Source organism: Bacillus sp. D48C, from assembly GCF_053345735.1.
This window is the reverse complement of record NZ_JBKFAQ010000013.1, coordinates 48,380-69,659: the sequence shown is the minus strand read 5'-3', so window position 1 is coordinate 69,659 and position 21,280 is coordinate 48,380. Positions and strand designations below refer to the sequence as shown.

Here is a 21,280-nt window from a genome sequence, read left to right as displayed (position 1 = left end):
TATATTTCGAATATGATAATATTTTTTGTGACATACATGTTAAAGCTAATAGAAATATTTCTGAAAGAGAATATATTTTGAAAAACAGTAACGATTCTTTTTATTTATATTATAGATAGCTAGTTTTAGAGAGATAAGGCTTACAATAAAACAAGCTATGAATAAGACATTAAAAAGGAGCTGGAATGTATGGGTTATATTGTAGATATTTCAAAATGGAATGGAACTATCAATTGGGATATTGCAGCATCTCAGCTAGATTTAGTGATAGTTAGAGTTCAAGATGGCTCTAATACGGTGGATTTTATGTATCAAAATTATGTTAGTGAAATGAAAAAGTATAGTATCCCATTCGGTAATTATGCTTTTTGCCGTTTTATATCTATTGCTGATGCAAAGAAAGAGGCACAAGATTTTTGGAATCGTGGTGATCAATCAGCTAAGTTTTGGGTGGCGGACGTAGAAGTTCAAACGATGGCAGATATGCAAGGCGGGACACAGGCATTTATTGATGAATTACGCCGTTTAGGTGCGGAAAAAGTAGGATTATATGTAGGGCATCACATGTATTTATCATTTGGAGCACGTAATATTGAAGCTGATTTCGTATGGATCCCTCGTTATGGAGGGAATAAGCCAGCATATCCATGTGATATTTGGCAATATACGGATTCAGGGAATGTTCCTGGGGTTGGGAAATGTGATCTGAATCGATTAGTAGGAAATAAGTCACTTTCTTGGTTTATAGATTCGAACAAAGCAAATCAACCTAACATAGTGTATACACAGCAACCGAATGGCATTGGTATTGCAGTTTCGAAATATCCTGATGGATACGGAATAAATTTATATGAGAACCCTATGAATCCTCAATTTACAGGTGCACTCACTCAGAAAATTCCATATTTAATCTTAACAGGTTATTGGGGAGGCGGTGAGCAAGATATGATTTGTTTAGGGAACGATAAGCAGTGGGCATATTTAAAACATTTTAAGGTGAAATGGTTTTATGCAACTTCGAAATATCCTGTCGGCTACAGAGTAAATTATTATGAAGAGCCTGAATGTATGAATTATAAAGGAAATATAGATGGATCGACATCTTTTCGAGTGTGGGATAGAGTGGGAAATGCGGTAGATATCGGGCAGAATAGTTGGATACCTGAAGAACATGTAATTATTAAGTAACTATAGAAGTTATATTTTTTTGGAGCATATAAAGAGTTTTCTTACTATACATAGTAAGAAAACTCTTTATATTTAAAAATGAAAATACATGATGCATAGTCTACTCATATGAAATGAATTACATGTAGAAAACACACTGTTTTCACAATGACTGTGTATAGTTAATTTGCATAATGATAAAAGTGAGGTATTTGAATTGAAAAAGAAAAAGATATTTATTGGAACGATTATTTCATGCTTGATGCTAGCATTATCTGCATGTGGTTCCTCAGACAACGTAGTAACATCAAAAGTAGGAAATGTTACAGAGAAAGAATTAAGTAAAGAATTACGACAACAATATGGAGAAAGTACTTTATATCAAATGATGTTAAGTAAGGCATTGCTAGATAAATATAAAGTTTCAGATGAGGAAGCAAAAAAGAAAGTAGAAGAAGCAAAAGATAAAATGGGTGAGAACTTTAAATCGACTTTAGAACAACTTGGATTGAAAAATGAAGATGAATTAAAAGAAAAAATGAAGCCAGAAATTGCATTTGAGAAAGCAATCAAAGCAACAGTTACAGAAAAAGATGTGAAAGATAACTATAAACAAGAAATGAAAGTAAGTCACATTTTAGTGAAAGATGAAAAAACGGCTAAAGAAATAAAGGAGAAAGTAAATAATGGTGAAGATTTTGCTGCCTTAGCAAAACAGTATTCAGAAGATACTGGTTCAAAGGAACAGGGCGGGGAAATATCTGGTTTTGCTCCTGGGCAAACAGTGAAAGAATTTGAGGAAGCTGCGTATAAATTAGATGCAGGCCAAGTAAGTGATCCAGTTAAAACAACTTACGGTTACCATATTATTAAAGTGACGGATAAAAAAGAATTGAAGCCATTTGATGAAGTAAAAGATAAAATTCGTAAAGATTTAGAACAACAAAGACTAGAAGATACGACAGGTAAATGGAAACAACAAGTAGTCAATGATTTATTGAAAGATGCTAATATTAAAGTGAATAATAAAGAATTTAAAGATACATTTAAATTTCTAGAAAAGAAATAATGACTGTAATCATAACTAGAAAAGGGAACTCATATAGAGTTCCCTTTTCTAATTAGTGTGTGAGTTATAAATAGATAGTAAGACAATACAATATTACATTTAAATATTAAGAATTACAATGGGAAATTATGGGTTTAAATTAAAGGAATTATAATTATTTCAATGGAAGTAGATATGATACGGTTTTCATTATGCAAGTTTGTTACATATATTTACTCTTTAATAATGGGTATCGAACATAATTTACAAAATAATACATATAATGTTTTTGAATAAATATTTAACGTGGATAATTAGTAAAAAGCTGAGCATTCGATTGGAAAGGATGTTCTTTTTAGTATGAAAATTTTAGGATAAAGAATGAATCGCTTTAAACGCGTCATTTACCATATCAATAAATTAAGGTGGAGAGAATATATGAAAGTAATCTTTCAGGGAGAGGGCGGCGCGAAAATTTTTGAGTCATATGATGAAAATATAAGTGATTTATTAGCAATATTAAAAGAAACGAAAGGGATTAAAATAGGGATGGTTAAGTATAAAGTGTTAAAGTACGAACTTAATTATTTTCGTCATCCGAAAAAATCGGATACAGAGAGAGAGTTACATATAATAGTACAACCTATGTAATAAAATATAATAATAAAAATCACTGATTCAGTTTTGCAAAGTTTCATAGAGTATGTAAGAAAAGAGAGTGTTGTAAATGTTCTCTTTTCTTATGCTTTGTGAGTTCGTTCATCATAGTATATGTTTTCAGTTATAGATGGTTAATAAACGAAAAAATTTAAAACTTTTTTGTTTGGGTAGGGATTTTATATATGAATAAATATACTATGAAGTATTTTTTATACGAATATTGGAGGAGTATAAAATGAGTTTAGCTAGTTACATAGGCTGTAATGTAGAAATTCAGTTAACGGTTCCAGATTCTAATGATGTAATTGTTTTTGGACCGTGTTTTTCAGATGAAAGTATGCTTGAAATTGTACAAGAGTATCAATTCCAAACAAATTTCACATATGAGGTTTCAACTAGTTGGGGAATTGAATTTGTCGAGTGGCAAAACGTAAAGGAAAAAAGAAGCGAAAGAAAAACTTTTAACTTTATGCAAGATTATGGAAGGCTATTTGGAAGATGGAGACTATTTCGAATTATTTAGTTGTTGGGTTGGTGATGAAGGTAAGGAATGAGTAGGGGAATTGAAATTAAAAATAAATCATTTTAATATAGATGAATTATGTATTCCAGAAAGAACATTAGTTAGGATAGAAAAATAAAATTTGAAATATTTTTTAGAAAAAGGCGATTTCACTTTGTGTGAAGTCGCTTTTTAGTTGTTATATGTATTTCATTTTACATAAGAAATGAGAAGTTTATTTGATAAAGGAAAAAGAAAGTATAGAGGTAAATAAAATTGTGTTTTTTGTTAAAAAATAATAAGTATGGCTCTTCTCAAAAGAACGTAAGTTCGTGTATAATAAGAACTAATGTTCCTTAGAGGGATAACCTAATTATAATTTAGAAGTAAATCCGAGTTTAGTGAGTATTAAAAATAACTAAGGGATAGTATGACTAAATAAATGTATAAATGATCAAGGAGATAAAAAATGAACGATGTAAAGATACAAAAAGAAGAAAGAGAGTGGGTTCCGTTTACAGTAATATCCGAACAACTTTTAAATATGAGAAAGATTATTGGAGAGAAATTAAAAGTACAAAAACCGCTTTTAACAAATGAAGCAAAAGAGAGAATTTCTGATAAATTATTAAATTCATTACTGTCTGAGAAAGAAATATTGGTAACATATTTTGAAGATGGCTACATATTAACAAGCTACATGACAGTTGTACATATTAATCCGGTAAAACAATTTGTAATTTGTACAGACGCCTTTTATAAAACTTACGTATTTAACGCTATGGATATTATTGAAATAACGTAAAAGAAGCTGAATATTAAATGGCAGCTTCTTTTATTTCTGATTTATGAAATAAATAATACAAGAAAAAGCAGCTAGCTTCGCGCTAGCTGCTGAGCCCCAGGGAAAGGGAGAAAAAGATAGGGTACTCCAAAATCAACAAGAGCTGTCAAACAGCCTGATTATAGTATAGACAAATTAAAATTTTCTATACAGAAAGTTAAACATAAGATTAGGCTGTACCCACTTGGTTTTGATCTGCAAGGTCAGAATCAAATGTATTGGTCGCGCTAACACCGCTAAAAGTATTAACAACAAAACCAACGTTTGATGCGCCGGAGCCATTATAAGCTTTCGTATTTTCTTTCGGAGAAACGTTGTAGAAATCACCTAAGTTAAATGAACCATTACTATTTTGTACAACTAAATTTCCTACAACTGATGGCATAATTTTCACCTGCTTTATAATAAGTTGTTAACATTACTATATGGAGTTATAGTCCAGATGGTTCATACAATAAAAATTGTGGGATAGTAAAACGTTTGGAGCATGGATTTCAATAAAAGTGTGTTAAAATTAATATAATAAAGTTGAGTATTTTTTTTGAAAAATTTGTATAATTAATATATATGAAAATAAAGGAGGCAAAATGTAATGAAAGATATTATGAAAAAAGTTGATTTAACAGATGCCAAATCAAGTAATCTTGTTGCACTAATTTATAGTAATGAAGTTATATTAGTTGAAGACGCATTTTGTCCAAATGAAATAAAATTAAAGTTTAATGAAATTGCAATTTTATCTGCAATTAAAACAGCTCATATTGCGAAAGTTTCTATTAGGAAAGAACTTGAAGCGCTTTTTCATGATACGGGTGTTATATTAGTGAAACAAAATGTTGATTATGGTAGTAGTCAATCTATTACCATGCATTTTGAGCAATTTAAAAAATTGCAATATGAGATTGAACATTTAAATAAAAGTATGTCATAAGGCAGCTAAATAAAGGTTCTATCATAAAGGTGGAATGTGTTGTGTTGAAAAAGTGGTTTAAAAATTATTTGGGTGAATCGCATTGTAAACATAAATATATTTTTATTAAGATGCAGGATAATGAGGATTTTAAAAAAAGGTACATTAGGTGTAGTTTATATTTACTAGTGTGAGAAATGTGGAAAAGAGAAGTTGAAATGTAAAAACAATAATGAAATAAACAATGAATTTTTAGATAGGTAGCAAAAAGTAACCATGATGGTTACTTTTTTTGTTTATGTATGCAATATCAAAACTATTACTAAAGTATGAGTTGAGTTGATACTATAGTAAATGGCTGAATAAAAATGAAGAGAGTAATATATAGGGAAGGAGGATGAGCGAAATGAAGAGAAAAGAAATTGGTAAGTCTGTAATTATTACAGGTGTGACACAAGGGTTAGGACGTGCGATGGTTGATCGATTTCATGAATTAGGGTGGAACATATATGGTTGTGGACGCTCAAAAGATAAAATTGAAGAACTAAAAAAACAGTACAGTAAAATACATGATTTCCAAGTAATTGATATTTCAGATTCTCAGCAAGTTAACAATTGGGCAAATTATATACTTAATAGACATAAGGCTCCCAATCTGATAATAAATAATGCATCGATTGTAAATCAAAATGCACAACTTTGGAAAATTACGGCTCAAGAATTTGAAAATGTAATGAATGTAAACGTGAATGGTGTAGTAAATGTAATAAGAGCGTTTGTTCCAGCAATGGTAGTTAGGAAAGAAGGGAATATCATTAATATGAGTTCTAGTTGGGGAAGAGAAGGTGAGGCTGAGCTTGCGCCATATTGTGCCTCGAAATTTGCTATTGAAGGTATCACTAAATCTATGGCCCTGGAATTACCCTATGGCATGGCTGTAGTTGCTTTAGATCCTGGAGGGAGTATTAGTACTCCAATGCTGAAGTCATGTGCTCCACAATATATAAATGAATCACCTACACCTGAAACTTGGTCACATAAAGCAATTCAATATATATTGAATATAACAATAGATAAAAATGGAGATTCGTTGACATGTCCAGCATGCATATAAAAAAGCACCTTTAAGGTGCTTTTTTATATTGGTAGTACATTATATCATTCACAAAATCACATATGAAAAATAAAATAAACGATTAAGGGTGAGATTTGTTTGTTTTGAAAGCTTTAGAAAATATTTAAATAGGTGATAAAAATGAATCCACGCGGTTTAAAAGTGACAGGGGCATGGTTTCAAGTGGGAGGGAACCTTACAGCTGCTATTGGGACGACAAGAGGATTTATTGGAGAAGAGAAAGTTGAATCGGACCTTGTTATTGTAGGGAGCTCATTACAAGCCCTCGGGTATATATTACAAATCATTGCGAGCAAGTATGATGACGGGGAAGAAAAAAGAGAAAATCAAAATATAGGCTTAGAGAATCAAAGTAAATTACTTGATAAAATAGGAATTGAGTTATTAGCATTAGGGAATATATCAAATGTAATAGGAACATATTTTAATATAAATGAACAATTGAAAGAAAATGATTTTCTTATTATTATAGGGAACAGTTTACAATCAATCGGTGCTTTTTTAGGAGTAGAAGCAGCTTTGATGGATATAAATGTACTACAGAAAATTATTATATTAGGTAACTCCATGCAAAGTTTAGGAGCTGGATTACAAGCGTATCAAGGCGTTTCAAATTTATTGAAAGATGAGAGAGAAAATGAAGATAGTATTTTTGATAAGAAGGATGAGAGAATAATTGCACTCATTGGTATTTGGATACAAGCGCTTGGAACGTTAATTTCTGCAATTGGAGTAACTGCAATAGAGGAAGAAAATAGGCTAGCAAACAATGAAAAGTCTGAAATACTTATATAAGTAGAAGGAGAGACATTGATTTTAGAGGCAAGTTAAGATTAAAATAGTAGTAGGTTTCTTTGCGTATATTTTGAAAAGTGATATATAAAATACAAAATAAGGAGTTTTCAAGGGATGATGTATTTATTAGCAATTTTTCTTCCGCCTGTTGCTGTATTATTTTGTGGAAAACCAATTCAGGCAATAATAAATTTCATATTAACACTAATATTTTGGGTTCCAGGAGTTATACATGCAATTCTTGTAGTGCATGATAAAAAAGCTGATCGGCGTTTGAAAAAACAAATTCAAGCATATGATGAAATTAATAAGAGGAATCGAAGGTAATTTATCTGTAAAATATTTTTTAAAAAAAGGAGGATTAACCTCCTTTTTTTAGTGGGTGTTAAGTTTAAATTTTTGTGTGGCGGAAAGAATTTTTAATGTAAGTTTTATGATAATAACTTTTAGATTGTGCATGTAATAGGCCAGTATAGATACTTTCTGGTACATTAAAGAAATCGTACATACCATTCTTTAATTGGATTCGCAAAATCATAGAAAAAGGATTGTAGCCAACAGCAACTATATTTTTTGAAATCACGGGAGATAGCTTCATCATTACGCAACTCCTCACTTTTCATTTTTAATAATTTCTTGTAGATGTTGAGGTTATGAAGTTGAAATCCTTATAATTTAAGAGGTATTATACTTATATGCAATATATTAAATGTTTGTTATACGTAATTATAAGGAAGTTCACACGAAGTACATATCGTTGTGCTATTTTTATTTCACCTTTGATTTATAAATAAGAAAATATTGACCATTTGAAAAAAAGGTATATTATTTATACGAGGTATTAAAAATTCACTTTTTACATTCTATGCTTAAAGGGGCAGCGTTATTAGGAAAAATAGAAGTGAAAATAGTTTGTATAAGAAGTATTCTAAAAATTATAATCTGTGAATTGGGAAAATATTGAATGCTCCAGGTCAATATACTTTCTTAATCAAATTCATTTTAGAAAGTGACCTCAATATTTTTAAGTAAATCAACGGGAGAATTGAAAGGCAGGAGAAAGTAACATGTCAGAAAATTATCGTTCTCGAGAGGAACGACGACAAGTTAAAAAGAAAAAACAGCCAGCGTCTAAAACACAAAAACCAAAAGGTAAAACATCATTCTTTCGCAAGTTTTTAATTACTTGTTTATTACTTGGTATTGTTGGTTTAGTGGCGGGGGTTGCTACCTTTTTTGTAATGATTAAGGATGCACCAAAACTTGAGAAAGCAAAACTTGTTAATCCGTTATCCTCAAAAATTTATGATAAAAACGGGGATTTGGTATATGAATATGGAAAAGAAAAAAGGACGAATGTTACGTATGAGCAAATACCTAAATTAGTAGAAAATGCATTTTTAGCGACAGAAGATTCACGTTTTTATGAGCATAGCGGAGTAGATTTTAAAGGTACTGCCCGTGCTGTTCTAGTAAGTCTTAAAGGAGATTATGGTTCTCAAGGTGGAAGTACGATAACACAGCAAGTTATTAAAAACTACTTCTTATCAATGGACAAAACACCAAAGCGTAAGGCACAAGAAATATATTTAGCTTATAAGCTAGAACAACAGTATTCAAAACATGAGATATTAGAGATGTACTTAAATAAAATTAACTTAGGAAACCGTTCATATGGGATCGCAACAGCAGCACAAAACTACTATGGTAAAGAATTGAAGGACTTAACATTACCAGAAGTTGCGATGCTTGCAGGTTTACCGAAAGCACCGAATAACTATGATCCAACGAAAAAAGAAAATGTTCAAAAAGCAACAGAAAGAAGAAATGTTGTTCTAAACTTAATGAATCGACATGGATATATAACAAAACAGGAAATGGAAGAAGCATCAAAAGTTGACGTAGAAAAGGGACTCAAGCCTGCAACTCAACTACAAACAATGCCATATCCTGCATTTATGGATGCAGTTGTGAAAGAAGTAGAAAAAGAATTGCCAGATGCTAATATAGGTTCTGACGGTTTAGAAATTTATACAACGTTAGATCCGAAAGCACAGAAACTTGCTGATAATATTTTAAATAATAATATCATTGATTATCCGAACGATAAATTCCAAGGTGCATTTACATTTATGGATACGAAAACAGGAGAAGTTCGTGCTATAGGTAGTGGCCGTGGAGAAAATAAAGCTGTATTTAAAGGACACAATATGGCAATTGAATTAGATCGTGCAGCTGGTTCAACGATGAAGCCGATTTTCGACTACGCTCCTGCAATTGAATATTTAAAATGGGCTACGTACCATCAAATTGATGACTCTCCATTTAAGTATTCAACGGGACAAGAAGTACGAAATTCAGATAGAAGTCACATGGGTCCAATTACAATGCGTGTAGCATTAGAAAAGTCACGAAATATCCCAGCAATTAAGACTGCGAAAGAAGTCGGAATTAATAAATCAAAAGACTTCTCTGAGAAATTAGGCATTACATTTAATGCAGCACCGACTGAATCAACAGCGATTGGTACAAATGAAGTATCACCAACTGAAATAGCGGGCGCTTATGCGGCATTTGGTAATGATGGTAAATATACGAAACCGCATTTTGTTAAGAAAGTCGTTTATCCAGATGGTAAGTCACAAAGTTTTGGACAAAAACCAAAACAAGTTATGACAGATTCTACAGCATATATGATTACAGATATGCTTCGTTCTGTAGTTAGATCAGGTACTGGTACATCTGCAAATGTAGCATCTTTAGATGTAGCTGGAAAAACGGGTACGACAAACTACTCATCAAAACAATTAGCTCAATATAAAATTCCAGAAAGTGCAACTCGTGATAGTTGGTTTGCTGGATATACACCGCAATATACGATGGCAGTATGGACTGGGTATATGAAAGATGGCAAAGACGAGTATATTAGTAGTAAAAATACGAAAATTGCACAGTTGATCTTTAAAGAAATGATGAGCGAAATGGCTACAGATAAATCACGCTTTAAAATGCCAAGTAGCGTCATTCAAGAAGGTAGTGAGCTACGTATAAAAGGTGAAAAACGTGATTCATCGCCAAATACTAGCGTACCGGATACAACGGAGCAACCAAAACAAGATCAACAGCAAAAAACTGAAGAAGAGAAAAAGCAAGAAGAATTAAAGAAACAAGAAGAACTGAAAAAACAAGAAGAACAAAAGAAACAAGAGGAACTTAAGAAGCAAGAAGAACAAAAGAAACTAGAAGAGCAAAAGAAACAAGAAGAAGAAAAGAAACAAAATGAACAAAATAACGGAGGAGGCCAAGGAACGACACCTCCAGCGAATAACGGAGGAGGCCAAGGAACGACACCTCCAGCGAATAACGGAGGAGGTCAAGGAACGACACCTCCAGCGAATAACGGAGGAAACCAAGGAACGACACCTCCAGCAAATAGCGGAGGAGGTCAAGGAACGACACCTCCAGCGAATAATGATGGAGGTCAAGGAACTCCAACCCCACCTGCAACAGTACAACCAAATAATGGTGGAAATGCAGGAGAGGTTCCTGCCAATAATGGACAATAAGAAAAATTTATAGAAAAGTTTTCAAAAAAGCACTTAAGATTTGTGGGAATTTACAATCTTAAGTGCTTTTTTCATTTTGCTATAGAAAATTTTATGTTAAGGGCCGGATAGAAGAAAAAGAGTGAATGTAGTTTATGTGAAATGTAACGTAAAGAGAGAAATGATTGTATGTATGGGTTATTCCGGAAAGGGACTAACTGTAATGGATTACATAAAGCATTAAATAAGTGGGAATTATATTCAAGTCTTTAATAAATGTCTTTCTTTAACGGTTACTTTCGTTTGGAAAACAATAAAAAAGTCGAATTTCTTATTTAAGAAATTCGACTTTTTATGTTGAAACTGGATTAAAGGTTCGCTTTATTAAGATGTAGGGTAATACAGTGATAGCTATTAAATGTTAAACGTACCATAAAAATTTTGGAAATAAATTGAAGGGAAATGATAAAAGACTTGAGTCGGAGGTAGTGGAGGATAACTATGGCTATAAATGGTAGTACTACTTGGGTGTGCACCATGATGCCAAAATGAGGGGGTAACTTGACCGGGAATTTGATATTGTTGCCAAGTTGCGGGAAGTTCAATTCCTACATCGGAGCTAGCTGTATGAACTGCAGGAACATGTATCCCAGGAGTCGAAGGAACTACGGCAGTTACTCTTAATGATACCCACATAAAATATTCACTCCTAAGTTGTGTTAATAAATTAGTATATTCTTTTCACACGTATAAAGGTACATATATAGGACTTTCGTTTAAAACATGCGTACAAAGTCTTAAGACTAATGTAAGCTGATGGTGGACTATTTAATATGAAAAGATACGTCTATTTGCGGAGGGAAAAGAGATCAATAAAATGTACAATGAGGTTGTTAATCGTAATATTTTACGAGTGTATGGAGGTATTTTTATGGAACGATTATGGACGAAATCATTTATTAAAATGACTTTCGCAATGTTATTTTTATTTACAGGATTTTATTTACTTGTTCCAACGCTACCGCTCTTTATTAAAGAGATAGGTGGCAATGAATCGCAAGTTGGACTCATGATGGGGATGTTTACGATAGCTGCTGTAGTAATACGACCGATTATTGGAGGAATGCTAGATCAATATGGTAGAAGATCCTTTATTATTTTCGGACTTATCTTTTTTGGATTAACGATGTATTCCTATAATATAGCATCGACTATTGTCCTTTTAGCTGTTTTACGTGTTATTCACGGAGTAACATGGGCTGTTTCTACAACAGCTGTTGGAACAGCAATAACTGATATTATTCCAGATTCACGCCGTGGAGAAGGAATGGGCTGGTACGGGATGGCGATGACAATTGCAATGGCCATCGGACCTATGATTGGATTATGGGTTGTGCAAAATTATTCATTTAATGGTCTATTTTTATTAGCGACGTTGTTATCTTTTATGGCAGTCGTATTATCACTAATAACGAAGATGCCATTTACGCTACAAAAAGAAAAAGGAAAAATTCAGCTATTTGAGAAATCCGTATTAACAATCACGATTGTAGTATTCTTTTTATCGTTTGCATATGGAGGAATAACAACCTTTTTACCGTTATTTGCATCATCAATTCATGTAAATCCGGGAACTTTCTTTCTTGTATATGCAATTGCATTAACAATTGTAAGACCAATTTCAGGGAAACTATTAGATAAGTGTGGAGAAGTATTCATCATACTCCCAGCATTATGTATTCCTATTTTAGCTATAGTTGTTTTAACTATTTCAAATGGTTTGATAGGTGTAATTATCGCAGCAACATTATACGGTATTGGATTTGGTTCAGCGCAGCCAGCTTTGCAAGCGGCAATGCTTACAATTGTCGATCCGAGTAAAAGAGGAGTTGCAAATGCTTCATTTTTTACAGCGTTTGATTTAGGAATCGGGTTAGGTGCTATTGTACTTGGAGTTGTTTCACAAATGTTTGGTTATCGTATTTTATTTTCAGGGAGTGCAATTTCAGCATTGATAGCCTTAATTATTTTCGTCTTCTTTGTAAAACAACGATTAGGAAAAAAAGAGTTTGTGTAAACTGGAGGAATAAAGCTGGAAATTTCAATTGATCGTAAAGCTCTGCAATGGTTCCAGGAAGAATTACGTATAAAGCACGGTGAATCTGTACGTGTTACTGTAAGGTACGGAGGGGATAGTTCAATTCAGCCCGGATATTCTTTAGGGGTTGTTGCTGAGAAACCAGATGGAGAAATAGTGTCAGTTGAGAAGGAAGGTATTATATTTTTTGTAGATTGTGATGATCTTTGGTATTTTCAAAACTATGATTTATTTGTAAGTTATCATGAGGAAATGGAAGAAATTCAATTTAATTATGTAAAATAATAACTTTATTAAAAATGAATAAGTTTTATATAAAAATTATATTTAAGAGATAGTGAAATAAATATCATATAGTAACGAGCTGTATTTATGTATAGCTCGTTTTTTTTATTTCTCAAATAAAATTAGAATAATTGTATATTTGGCGGTGTTATATGAAAAATCTTTATATCTTGTTTTTTAAAATACGCAAAGAAGTCTATTCTTTCTTTATAAAACATAAGAATTATTTTCAAAAAATTGTATTGTTACAGTAAGAAAAGTGTAGGAAACTTATCATTATAAAATAAATTGAAATCTTCTAAAAACTCTGATACATTGAAGTAGAAATGTAGTTTCACAATATTGTAAAGGCTTACAGTTATGTGCACGAAGATCTATTAGGATTGGAGGAAATAATGATGAAAGCTGAAGAAAAATTTTCCCCGGGATTAGATGGTATAGTGGCAGCGGAGACGAAAATTTCGTTTCTTGACACAGTAAAAGGTGAAATTGTAATTCAAGGGTATGACTTAATCGAACTCTCAAAAACAAAAGAGTATTTAGACATTGTGCACCTTTTATTGGAGGAACACCTACCGAATGAAGATGAAAAAGCAACACTTGAAAAGAAACTAAAAGAAGAATATGCAGTACCAGAAGGTGTATTCAACGTACTAAAGGCATTGCCTAAAGAGACGCATCCCATGGATGGATTACGTACAGGTGTGTCAGCGTTAGCTGGTTACGATAATGATATCGAAAACCGCTCGTTAGAAGTGAATAAAAGCCGAGGGTACAAGCTGTTAAGTAAAGTGCCAAACATTGTAGCGAATAGCTATCATATTTTAAATAATGAGGAGCCAATTGAACCTCTTAAAGAATTATCTTATAGTGCGAATTTCTTCTATATGTTAACTGGTAAAAAACCAACTGAACTTGAGGAAAAGATCTTTGATCGTTCCCTTGTTTTATATAGTGAGCATGAAATGCCAAACTCTACATTTACAGCTCGCGTTATTGCATCAACACAATCAGATTTATACGGTGCTTTAACAGGTGCAGTTGCATCTTTAAAAGGAAGTTTACATGGCGGTGCAAATGAAGCGGTTATGTACATGCTTTTAGAAGCTGGTAATGTTGAGAAATTTGAAGAGTTATTACAGAAGAAACTATATAACAAAGAAAAAATTATGGGCTTTGGACACCGTGTTTATATGAAGAAGATGGATCCAAGAGCACTTATGATGAAGGAAGCTTTAAAACAGTTATGTGATGTAAAAGGTGATTATACACTATATGAAATGTGTGAAGCTGGAGAAAAGATTATGGAAAAAGAAAAAGGAATTTATCCAAATCTTGATTATTATGCAGCTCCAGTATATTGGATGCTAGGTATTCCAATTCAACTTTATACACCAATCTTCTTTAGCTCTAGAACAGTGGGGTTATGTGCGCACGTTATTGAGCAACATGCAAATAATCGTTTGTTCCGTCCACGTGTAAATTATATTGGCGAGCGACATGTACTTAGTAAATAAGAACAACTGGGGAGTTGTTAGCGCCGCCCGCCAGATGGGTGTTTGACCGACACCCATCATTAATAATAACGAATTTTCGACAGAAAGGGAAGGATAGCATGATTAAAACAAATGAAATTAAGCAAAAAGATGCATTATTAGAAGAGATTACCGATTATGTATTAAATAAAGAGGTTACTAGTGCAGAAGCATTCAGTACAGCTCGTTACGTATTACTTGATACACTTGGATGTGGAATTTTAGCACTGCAATATCCAGAATGTACGAAATTACTAGGACCAGTTGTGCCAGGAACAATCGTGCCAAATGGTACACGTGTACCAGGTACGTCTTATGTACTAGATCCAGTAAAAGGTGCATTTAATATCGGATGTATGATCCGTTGGTTAGACTATAACGATACTTGGCTTGCAGCAGAGTGGGGACATCCATCTGATAACCTAGGCGGAATTTTAGCGGTTGCAGATTATATTAGCCGTGTTCGTATTTCAGAAGGAAAAGAAGCTTTAAAAGTACGTGAAGTATTAGAAATGATGATTAAAGCACATGAGATTCAAGGCGTGCTCGCTTTAGAAAACAGCTTAAACAGAGTTGGTCTTGACCATGTATTATATGTAAAAGTAGCAACAACTGCAGTAGTTGCGAAAATGCTTGGCGGAACACGTGAAGAAATCTTTAATGCATTATCACATGCGTGGATTGATAATTCTAGTCTTCGTACATATCGTCATGCTCCAAATACGGGCTCACGTAAATCATGGGCTGCAGGTGACGCAACGAGCCGCGGTGTTCATCTTGCAATGACTGCTCTAAAAGGTGAAATGGGTTATCCAACGGCCCTATCTGCACCAGGATGGGGATTCCAAGATGTATTATTCAATAAACAGGAATTAAAATTAGCAAGACCACTAGAGTCATATGTAATGGAAAATGTATTATTTAAAGTGTCATATCCAGCAGAATTCCATGCACAAACGGCTGCAGAATGTGCAGTGAAGTTGCATCCGGAAATTAAAGAGAGATTAGATGAAATTGACCGTATTACAATTACAACTCATGAATCAGCAATTCGTATTATTGATAAAGAAGGTCCATTAAATAACCCAGCTGATCGTGATCATTGCTTACAATACATTACGGCAATTGGTTTATTAAAAGGAGATATCGTTGCAGACGATTATGAAGATGCAGTAGCAAACGATCCACGTGTAGATGAATTACGTAATAAGATGGTTGTTGTTGAAAACAAACAGTACAGTTTAGATTACCTTGACCCGAACAAGCGCTCAATCGCCAACGCTGTTCAAGTTCACTTTAAAGATGGCACAGTAACAGAAAATGTGGAATGTGAATATCCACTTGGTCACCGTTTCCGTAGAGACGAAGCAATCCCAAAAGTTGTTCAAAAGTTCACTGCAAATATGGCAGGTCATTATTCTAGTAAGCAACAAGAACAAATTCATGAAGTTTGTTTAAATGAAGAAAAACTAGAAAATATGAATGTAAACGAATTTGTAGATCTATTCTTAATTTAATAATAGGGGGAATTTAGAATGGCTTGGGTTGTGAAAAAGCAGTCAACACAAGAGGAGCTTGCGAATCGATTCCGAGCTTTAGTAGAAGCAAATGAAATTTTGCAAATTCCAGGTGCTCATGATGCAATGGCGGCTTTAGTTGCAAAAAATACAGGTTTTTCAGCTCTTTATTTATCCGGAGCTGCTTATACTGCAAGTAAAGGGTTACCAGATTTAGGTATCGTGACGTCTACTGAAGTGGCTGAGAGAGCAAGAGATTTAGTAAGAGCTACAGACTTACCTGTTCTTGTTGACATTGATACAGGATTTGGTGGTGTACTAAATGTAGCGAGAACAGCTGTAGAAATGATGGAAGCGAAAGTAGCAGCTGTCCAAATTGAAGATCAGCAATTACCAAAAAAATGTGGACATTTAAATGGTAAGAAACTTGTTACTACAGAAGAATTGGTTCAAAAAATTAAAGCAATTAAAGAAGTTGCACCGAGCTTATACATTGTAGCACGTACTGATGCTCGCGGCGTTGAAGGATTAGATGAAGCAATTGAAAGAGCAAATGCATATGTAAAAGCCGGTGCAGATGCAATTTTCCCTGAAGCGCTTCAATCAGAGGAAGAATTCCGTCTATTTAATAGTAAGGTAAATGCACCTTTACTTGCGAATATGACTGAATTCGGAAAAACTCCATATTATAGTGCAGAGGAATTTGCGAATATGGGCTTTCAAATGGTTATTTATCCTGTAACTTCACTTCGCGTTGCAGCGAAAGCGTATGAAAATGTGTTTACTTTGATTAAAGAAACAGGTTCTCAAAAAGATGCACTTTCTAATATGCAAACGAGAAGTGAATTATACGAAACAATTTCATATCATGACTTTGAAGAGTTAGATACTGGTATTGCAAAAACAGTATTATCAGAAGATCAATAGATAAAGCAGTGAAGGCGATGAAAATACATCTTTGGCAAAATAAAATGCTTGATGTGAAAAATCATCGCCTTCTATTTTCAAAAAAAGATATTCCACTCATCGTAGACGAGCATAAGCAAAAAGCTATGAAAGCCGAATGATAGGGGGATACATATGGAGAAAACGAAGTTACCATGGGATGAATTTTTTTCACTCAATAAAGATATAAATCATACTTACTTTACACCAGAAGATTTTTCAGGTGATGAAGATTTAATCGCAAAAACGACAGAACAATTCGTTAAACAAGAAATTGTTCCACAAATGGAGAATATTGAACAACATAACTATAAAGTTTCTCGTCAATTATTTGAGAAAGCTGGGGAACTTGGATTATTAGGCATTGAGGTACCAGAAGATTATGGCGGGTTCGAGTTAGGAAAGGCTGTCTCAGGTCTTGTAGCAGAGAAAATGGGTTACGCTGGTGCATTTAGCGTTTCATTTAATATACACGCTGGTGTCGGTACATTGCCTTACATATATTACGGAACGAAAGAACAGAAAGAAAAATATTTACCAAAAATCGCATCGGGAGAATGGATTGGGGCTTATGCTTTAACTGAGCCAAATGCTGGTTCGGATGCATTAAGTGCAAAAACGAGCGCAGTATTGAATGAAGAGGGAACAGCTTGGAAGTTAAATGGTGAGAAGCAATGGATTACAAATGCTCATATGGCAGATGTATACGTTGTTTTTGCGAAGACAAATAAAGGAATGACAGCATTTATTGTCGAAAGAACATGTGAAGGTGTATCCATTGGGTTAGAAGAAAAGAAAATGGGTATTAAAGGTTCTTCAACGGCGACTCTTATTTTAGAAGATGTTGTCATCCCTGTTGAAAATGTTTTAGGGGAAGTTGGGAAAGGGCATCACGTAGCTCTTAATATTCTTAACTTTGCTAGACTTAAACTTGCTTTTGGAAATATTGGAACAGCAAAACAAGCAATTGGTTTGTCGGTTCAATATGGAAAAGAGCGAAAACAGTTCCAAACGGAATTAGTAGACTTTACGATGATTCAAGAGAAAATTGCAAATATGATCATTGCTACATATGGAGCCGAAAGTGCAGCTTACCGTACAGCAGGTGTAATTGATGAAGCAATTCATGAGAGCGATGAAGATCTTATGAAAAAAATGTCTCAATTTGCAATTGAATGTGCACTAAATAAAGTAAATGCTTCTGAAACACTTGCTTATATTGTAGATGAAGCTGTACAAATTCATGGTGGTTACGGTTATATGCAAGAGTACGAGGTAGAACGATTGTATCGTGATGCTAGAATTAGTCGTATTTTTGAAGGAACGAACGAAATTAATAGATTAACAGTTGCCAAAATGTTAATGAAGCAAATCGAACAATTAGAAGATACTGAAGTAGAAAGTGATGTAGCAAATGTCGAAAGAAACCATCGTTACATTTTATTAGCGAAAAAATTGTTGAAACAATCTTTGAAAACGCTCTTTAAAACTCCAAGTCTAAAAATCGACCAAGAACAAGAATATTCACGTGTAATATCAAATATGTTGACGGACGTGTACGTCATGGAATCAGCGTTTTTACGTACGAGAAAAGCAGTAAGTAAAAATGGTGAGGAAAAAGAACGTACGAAGCAACAAATAACGGATGTTATTTGTGAAGAAGGATATCGTAAAGTAGAAGAAGCGGCGATTTCTGTACTTTCAGCGGCTGTCACAGAAGAAAAAGATAGACATGTGATTTTAGCTGAAATCCGTCAATTATTAGTACCTTTATACACGAACGTATTTATGAAGAAGAGAGAAATTGCGAAAGCTATTATAAATCGTGGGAAATATATTGTGTAAATAGGAGGAAAGCGATATGAAAAAGATTGGTTTTATCGGTTTAGGTAACATGGGTCTTCCGATGTCAAAAAATCTAGTTAAATCAGGTTACACGGTATATGGCGTGGACTTAAATAAAGAGGCAGAAGCGTCCTTTGAAAAAGAAGGCGGAATTATCGGTCTATCAATCTTAAAACTAGCAGAAACATGTGATGTAGTTTTTACAAGTTTACCTTCACCTCGTGCTGTTGAAGCGGTATATTTTGGAGCAGAAGGATTATTTGAAAATGGTCACTCGAATGTAGTTTTCATTGATACAAGTACGGTATCGCCGCAGTTAAACAAACAATTAGAGGAAGTTGCAAAGGAAAAGAAAGTAGACTTTTTAGCAGCACCTGTGAGTGGTGGAGTAATCGGAGCCGAAAACCGTACATTAACGTTTATGGTTGGTGGATCAAAAGAGGTATATGAGAAAACGGAATCTATCATGGGCGTACTAGGCGCGAACATTTTCCACGTTAGTGAGCAGATTGATAGTGGTACAACTGTTAAGTTAATTAATAACTTATTAATTGGTTTTTATACAGCTGGAGTGAGTGAAGCTTTAACATTAGCGAAAAAGAACAATATGGATTTAGATAAAATGTTTGATATTTTAAATGTAAGTTACGGTCAAAGTAGAATTTATGAACGTAATTTTAAAAGTTTTATAGCACCTGAAAACTACGAGCCAGGATTTACTGTGAACTTATTGAAGAAAGATTTAGGATTTGCAGTTGACTTAGCTAAGGAAAGCGAACTCCATTTACCGGTAAGCGAAATGTTATTAAACGTATATGACGAAGCTAGTCAAGCTGGATATGGTGAAAACGATATGGCTGCTTTATATAAGAAAGTTAGCGAGCAATTAATTTCTAATCAAAAATAAATTATACAAAGGAGAGAATACAATGATTACAACTGAAATTAAACGAGTAAAAAATCACATTAACGGTGAGTGGGTTGAATCGACAGGTACGGAAGTAGAAGCAGTTCCAAATCCAGCGACTGGAAAAATTATCGCTTACGTTCCACTATCTCCAAAAGAAGATGTTGAAAAAGCTGTTGAAGCGGCAAAAGCAGCATTTGAAACGTGGTCTAAAGTACCAGTTCCGAATCGTTCAAGAAATTTATATAAATATTTACAGCTATTACAAGAAAACAAAGATGAGCTTGCGAAAATCATTACGCTAGAGAATGGTAAGACGCTAACGGATGCAACAGGTGAAGTACAGCGTGGTATTGAAGCAGTGGAACTTGCAACATCGGCACCTAATTTAATGATGGGTCAAGCGCTGCCGAATATTGCTAGTGGAATTGATGGATCAATTTGGCGCTACCCAATCGGAGTTGTTGCTGGTATTACGCCGTTTAACTTCCCAATGATGATTCCGTTATGGATGTTCCCACTTGCAATTGCTTGCGGTAATACATTCGTATTAAAAACATCGGAAAGAACGCCACTTTTAGCGGAGCGACTTGTAGAATTATTCTATGAAGCAGGTTTCCCAAAAGGCGTATTAAATTTAGTACAAGGCGGAAAAGATGTTGTAAATAGCATTTTAGAAAATAAAGATATTCAAGCTGTTTCGTTCGTCGGTTCTGAGCCAGTAGCTCGTTACGTATATGAAACAGGTACGAAACACGGAAAACGTGTACAAGCGTTAGCGGGTGCAAAAAACCATGCGATTGTAATGCCAGATTGCAATCTTGAGAAAACAGTACAAGGTGTAATTGGATCTGCATTTGCAAGTAGTGGAGAGCGCTGCATGGCATGCTCAGTAGTAGCAGTAGTGGATGAAATTGCTGATGAATTCATTGATGTATTAGTAGCAGAAACGAAAAAATTAAAAGTAGGCGATGGCTTTAACGAAGATAACTATGTTGGACCATTAATTCGTGAATCTCATAAAGAGCGTGTTTTAGGCTATATTAATAGTGGTGTAGCAGATGGGGCAACTTTATTAGTAGATGGCCGTAAAATTAATGAAGAAGTTGGAGAAGGTTATTTTGTAGGTGCGACAATCTTTGATGGCGTGAATCAAGAAATGAAAATTTGGCAAGATGAAATTTTTGCTCCAGTATTAAGCATTGTACGTGTTAAAGATTTAGAAGAAGGTATTAAACTAACAAATCAATCTAAATTTGCAAATGGTGCGGTTATTTATACGTCAAATGGTAAACATGCACAAACATTCCGTGATAACATCGATGCTGGTATGATTGGTGTAAATGTAAATGTTCCAGCACCAATGGCATTCTTCGCATTTGCAGGAAATAAAGCTTCATTCTTTGGTGATTTAGGTACAAATGGTACAGATGGCGTTCAATTCTATACACGTAAAAAAGTTGTAACTGAGCGCTGGTTTTAATAAAGAGTAGACTGTCAAATTAGTTGTGAAATGAAAAACACCACTATTAATAGTGGTGT

At 33.9% G+C, this 21,280-nt stretch carries 21 protein-coding genes and 2 pseudogenes; 20 read left to right on the top strand and 3 right to left on the bottom strand.

Going from position 1 to position 21,280, the window contains the following annotated elements:
* The first annotated feature begins 189 nt into the window (after positions 1-189).
* The 5 genes and pseudogenes from ACLBXA_RS24435 to ACLBXA_RS24415 all read left to right on the top strand — a co-directional run bounded on the left by ACLBXA_RS24435 (position 190) and on the right by ACLBXA_RS24415 (position 4,182).
* Complete coding sequence (locus ACLBXA_RS24435) at positions 190-1,188, top strand: glycoside hydrolase family 25 protein (protein WP_086391019.1); 999 nt, start codon at positions 190-192, stop codon at positions 1,186-1,188.
* 196 nt (positions 1,189-1,384) lie between these two features.
* On the top strand, positions 1,385-2,236 hold the full coding sequence (locus ACLBXA_RS24430; RefSeq protein WP_136804036.1) for a peptidylprolyl isomerase PrsA: 852 nt from the start codon (positions 1,385-1,387) through the stop codon (positions 2,234-2,236).
* A 417-nt stretch (positions 2,237-2,653) separates the two neighbouring features.
* On the top strand, positions 2,654-2,866 hold the full coding sequence (locus tag ACLBXA_RS24425) for a hypothetical protein (RefSeq protein ID WP_000864274.1): 213 nt from the start codon (positions 2,654-2,656) through the stop codon (positions 2,864-2,866).
* Positions 2,867-3,110: 244 nt separating this feature from the next.
* A pseudogene (locus ACLBXA_RS24420) lies at positions 3,111-3,516 on the top strand (hypothetical protein).
* Between the two features lie 330 nt (positions 3,517-3,846).
* Entirely contained in the window at positions 3,847-4,182 is a 336-nt protein-coding gene (locus tag ACLBXA_RS24415; protein ID WP_081143251.1) for a YolD-like family protein, read from the top strand.
* Positions 4,183-4,390: 208 nt separating this feature from the next.
* Here ACLBXA_RS24415 and gerPF read toward each other — a convergent pair whose 3' ends face one another.
* Positions 4,391-4,606, bottom strand: coding sequence for a spore germination protein GerPF (gene gerPF / locus ACLBXA_RS24410; RefSeq protein ID WP_001141569.1), 216 nt, complete (start codon positions 4,604-4,606; stop codon positions 4,391-4,393).
* 207 nt (positions 4,607-4,813) lie between these two features.
* Here gerPF and ACLBXA_RS24405 point away from each other — a divergent pair, with 207 nt between their 5' ends.
* The 5 genes and pseudogenes from ACLBXA_RS24405 (at position 4,814) to ACLBXA_RS24385 (ending at position 7,388) form a co-directional block, all read left to right on the top strand.
* Complete coding sequence (locus ACLBXA_RS24405; protein ID WP_000651908.1) at positions 4,814-5,152, top strand: hypothetical protein; 339 nt, start codon at positions 4,814-4,816, stop codon at positions 5,150-5,152.
* 41 nt (positions 5,153-5,193) lie between these two features.
* Positions 5,194-5,395, top strand: a pseudogene (locus ACLBXA_RS24400) (hypothetical protein).
* A gap of 142 nt (positions 5,396-5,537) precedes the next feature.
* A complete protein-coding gene (locus tag ACLBXA_RS24395; protein WP_447617564.1) occupies positions 5,538-6,245 on the top strand; it encodes an SDR family oxidoreductase in 708 nt (235 codons plus the stop codon).
* Positions 6,246-6,386: 141 nt separating this feature from the next.
* On the top strand, positions 6,387-7,061 hold the full coding sequence (locus ACLBXA_RS24390) for a DUF6944 family repetitive protein (protein ID WP_001069566.1): 675 nt from the start codon (positions 6,387-6,389) through the stop codon (positions 7,059-7,061).
* A 114-nt stretch (positions 7,062-7,175) separates the two neighbouring features.
* Entirely contained in the window at positions 7,176-7,388 is a 213-nt protein-coding gene (locus ACLBXA_RS24385) for a YqaE/Pmp3 family membrane protein (RefSeq protein WP_000990219.1), read from the top strand.
* Between the two features lie 64 nt (positions 7,389-7,452).
* On the opposite strand, the gene ACLBXA_RS24380 is transcribed toward ACLBXA_RS24385, so the two are convergent.
* Positions 7,453-7,662, bottom strand: coding sequence for a KTSC domain-containing protein (locus ACLBXA_RS24380; RefSeq protein WP_000977080.1), 210 nt, complete (start codon positions 7,660-7,662; stop codon positions 7,453-7,455).
* Positions 7,663-8,128: 466 nt separating this feature from the next.
* Here ACLBXA_RS24380 and ACLBXA_RS24375 point away from each other — a divergent pair, with 466 nt between their 5' ends.
* On the top strand, positions 8,129-10,627 hold the full coding sequence (locus ACLBXA_RS24375; RefSeq protein WP_001293953.1) for a transglycosylase domain-containing protein: 2,499 nt from the start codon (positions 8,129-8,131) through the stop codon (positions 10,625-10,627).
* Between the two features lie 393 nt (positions 10,628-11,020).
* Here ACLBXA_RS24375 and ACLBXA_RS24370 read toward each other — a convergent pair whose 3' ends face one another.
* A complete protein-coding gene (locus tag ACLBXA_RS24370) occupies positions 11,021-11,302 on the bottom strand; it encodes a hypothetical protein (RefSeq protein WP_000270162.1) in 282 nt (93 codons plus the stop codon).
* A 235-nt stretch (positions 11,303-11,537) separates the two neighbouring features.
* Between ACLBXA_RS24370 and ACLBXA_RS24365 the strand changes: the two genes are divergently transcribed.
* The 9 genes from ACLBXA_RS24365 to ACLBXA_RS24325 all read left to right on the top strand — a co-directional run bounded on the left by ACLBXA_RS24365 (position 11,538) and on the right by ACLBXA_RS24325 (position 21,221).
* Entirely contained in the window at positions 11,538-12,683 is a 1,146-nt protein-coding gene (locus ACLBXA_RS24365; protein WP_447617563.1) for an MFS transporter, read from the top strand.
* 15 nt (positions 12,684-12,698) lie between these two features.
* On the top strand, positions 12,699-12,989 hold the full coding sequence (locus tag ACLBXA_RS24360; protein ID WP_025989028.1) for a HesB/YadR/YfhF family protein: 291 nt from the start codon (positions 12,699-12,701) through the stop codon (positions 12,987-12,989).
* A 395-nt stretch (positions 12,990-13,384) separates the two neighbouring features.
* Positions 13,385-14,506 carry a citrate synthase gene (gene mmgD, locus ACLBXA_RS24355; protein ID WP_001987369.1) on the top strand — a complete coding sequence of 374 codons (1,122 nt, stop codon included), beginning with the start codon at positions 13,385-13,387 and terminating at the stop codon, positions 14,504-14,506.
* 98 nt (positions 14,507-14,604) lie between these two features.
* Positions 14,605-16,041: a 2-methylcitrate dehydratase gene (prpD, locus tag ACLBXA_RS24350; protein WP_000598123.1), complete on the top strand. Its 1,437-nt coding sequence runs from the start codon at positions 14,605-14,607 to the stop codon at positions 16,039-16,041.
* An 18-nt stretch (positions 16,042-16,059) separates the two neighbouring features.
* Complete coding sequence (gene prpB, locus ACLBXA_RS24345; protein WP_000312638.1) at positions 16,060-16,968, top strand: methylisocitrate lyase; 909 nt, start codon at positions 16,060-16,062, stop codon at positions 16,966-16,968.
* A 17-nt stretch (positions 16,969-16,985) separates the two neighbouring features.
* On the top strand, positions 16,986-17,108 hold the full coding sequence (locus ACLBXA_RS24340) for a hypothetical protein (protein ID WP_000690878.1): 123 nt from the start codon (positions 16,986-16,988) through the stop codon (positions 17,106-17,108).
* A 13-nt stretch (positions 17,109-17,121) separates the two neighbouring features.
* Positions 17,122-18,831 (top strand): acyl-CoA dehydrogenase family protein, encoded by a 1,710-nt coding sequence (locus ACLBXA_RS24335; RefSeq protein WP_447617562.1) that lies wholly within the window; start codon positions 17,122-17,124, stop codon positions 18,829-18,831.
* Positions 18,832-18,847: 16 nt separating this feature from the next.
* Positions 18,848-19,738, top strand: coding sequence for an NAD(P)-dependent oxidoreductase (locus ACLBXA_RS24330; protein WP_000719404.1), 891 nt, complete (start codon positions 18,848-18,850; stop codon positions 19,736-19,738).
* A 22-nt stretch (positions 19,739-19,760) separates the two neighbouring features.
* Complete coding sequence (locus tag ACLBXA_RS24325) at positions 19,761-21,221, top strand: CoA-acylating methylmalonate-semialdehyde dehydrogenase (protein WP_000633339.1); 1,461 nt, start codon at positions 19,761-19,763, stop codon at positions 21,219-21,221.
* Positions 21,222-21,280: the final 59 nt, after the last annotated feature.

What these genes read in the sequence shown, in the direction of transcription:
- ACLBXA_RS24435 (WP_086391019.1), top strand. Translation starts at nt 190, where the DNA reads ATGGGTTATATTGTAGATATTTCAAAATGGAATGGAACTATCAATTGG.
- ACLBXA_RS24425 (WP_000864274.1), top strand. Translation starts at nt 2,654, where the DNA reads ATGAAAGTAATCTTTCAGGGAGAGGGCGGCGCGAAAATTTTTGAGTCA.
- ACLBXA_RS24415 (WP_081143251.1), top strand. Translation starts at nt 3,847, where the DNA reads ATGAACGATGTAAAGATACAAAAAGAAGAAAGAGAGTGGGTTCCGTTT.
- gerPF (WP_001141569.1), bottom strand. Translation starts at nt 4,606, where the DNA reads ATGCCATCAGTTGTAGGAAATTTAGTTGTACAAAATAGTAATGGTTCA.
- ACLBXA_RS24405 (WP_000651908.1), top strand. Translation starts at nt 4,814, where the DNA reads ATGAAAGATATTATGAAAAAAGTTGATTTAACAGATGCCAAATCAAGT.
- ACLBXA_RS24395 (WP_447617564.1), top strand. Translation starts at nt 5,538, where the DNA reads ATGAAGAGAAAAGAAATTGGTAAGTCTGTAATTATTACAGGTGTGACA.
- ACLBXA_RS24390 (WP_001069566.1), top strand. Translation starts at nt 6,387, where the DNA reads ATGAATCCACGCGGTTTAAAAGTGACAGGGGCATGGTTTCAAGTGGGA.
- ACLBXA_RS24385 (WP_000990219.1), top strand. Translation starts at nt 7,176, where the DNA reads ATGATGTATTTATTAGCAATTTTTCTTCCGCCTGTTGCTGTATTATTT.
- ACLBXA_RS24380 (WP_000977080.1), bottom strand. Translation starts at nt 7,662, where the DNA reads ATGATGAAGCTATCTCCCGTGATTTCAAAAAATATAGTTGCTGTTGGC.
- ACLBXA_RS24375 (WP_001293953.1), top strand. Translation starts at nt 8,129, where the DNA reads ATGTCAGAAAATTATCGTTCTCGAGAGGAACGACGACAAGTTAAAAAG.
- ACLBXA_RS24370 (WP_000270162.1), bottom strand. Translation starts at nt 11,302, where the DNA reads ATGTGGGTATCATTAAGAGTAACTGCCGTAGTTCCTTCGACTCCTGGG.
- ACLBXA_RS24365 (WP_447617563.1), top strand. Translation starts at nt 11,538, where the DNA reads ATGGAACGATTATGGACGAAATCATTTATTAAAATGACTTTCGCAATG.
- mmgD (WP_001987369.1), top strand. Translation starts at nt 13,385, where the DNA reads ATGATGAAAGCTGAAGAAAAATTTTCCCCGGGATTAGATGGTATAGTG.
- prpD (WP_000598123.1), top strand. Translation starts at nt 14,605, where the DNA reads ATGATTAAAACAAATGAAATTAAGCAAAAAGATGCATTATTAGAAGAG.
- prpB (WP_000312638.1), top strand. Translation starts at nt 16,060, where the DNA reads ATGGCTTGGGTTGTGAAAAAGCAGTCAACACAAGAGGAGCTTGCGAAT.
- ACLBXA_RS24340 (WP_000690878.1), top strand. Translation starts at nt 16,986, where the DNA reads ATGAAAATACATCTTTGGCAAAATAAAATGCTTGATGTGAAAAATCAT.
- ACLBXA_RS24335 (WP_447617562.1), top strand. Translation starts at nt 17,122, where the DNA reads ATGGAGAAAACGAAGTTACCATGGGATGAATTTTTTTCACTCAATAAA.
- ACLBXA_RS24330 (WP_000719404.1), top strand. Translation starts at nt 18,848, where the DNA reads ATGAAAAAGATTGGTTTTATCGGTTTAGGTAACATGGGTCTTCCGATG.
- ACLBXA_RS24325 (WP_000633339.1), top strand. Translation starts at nt 19,761, where the DNA reads ATGATTACAACTGAAATTAAACGAGTAAAAAATCACATTAACGGTGAG.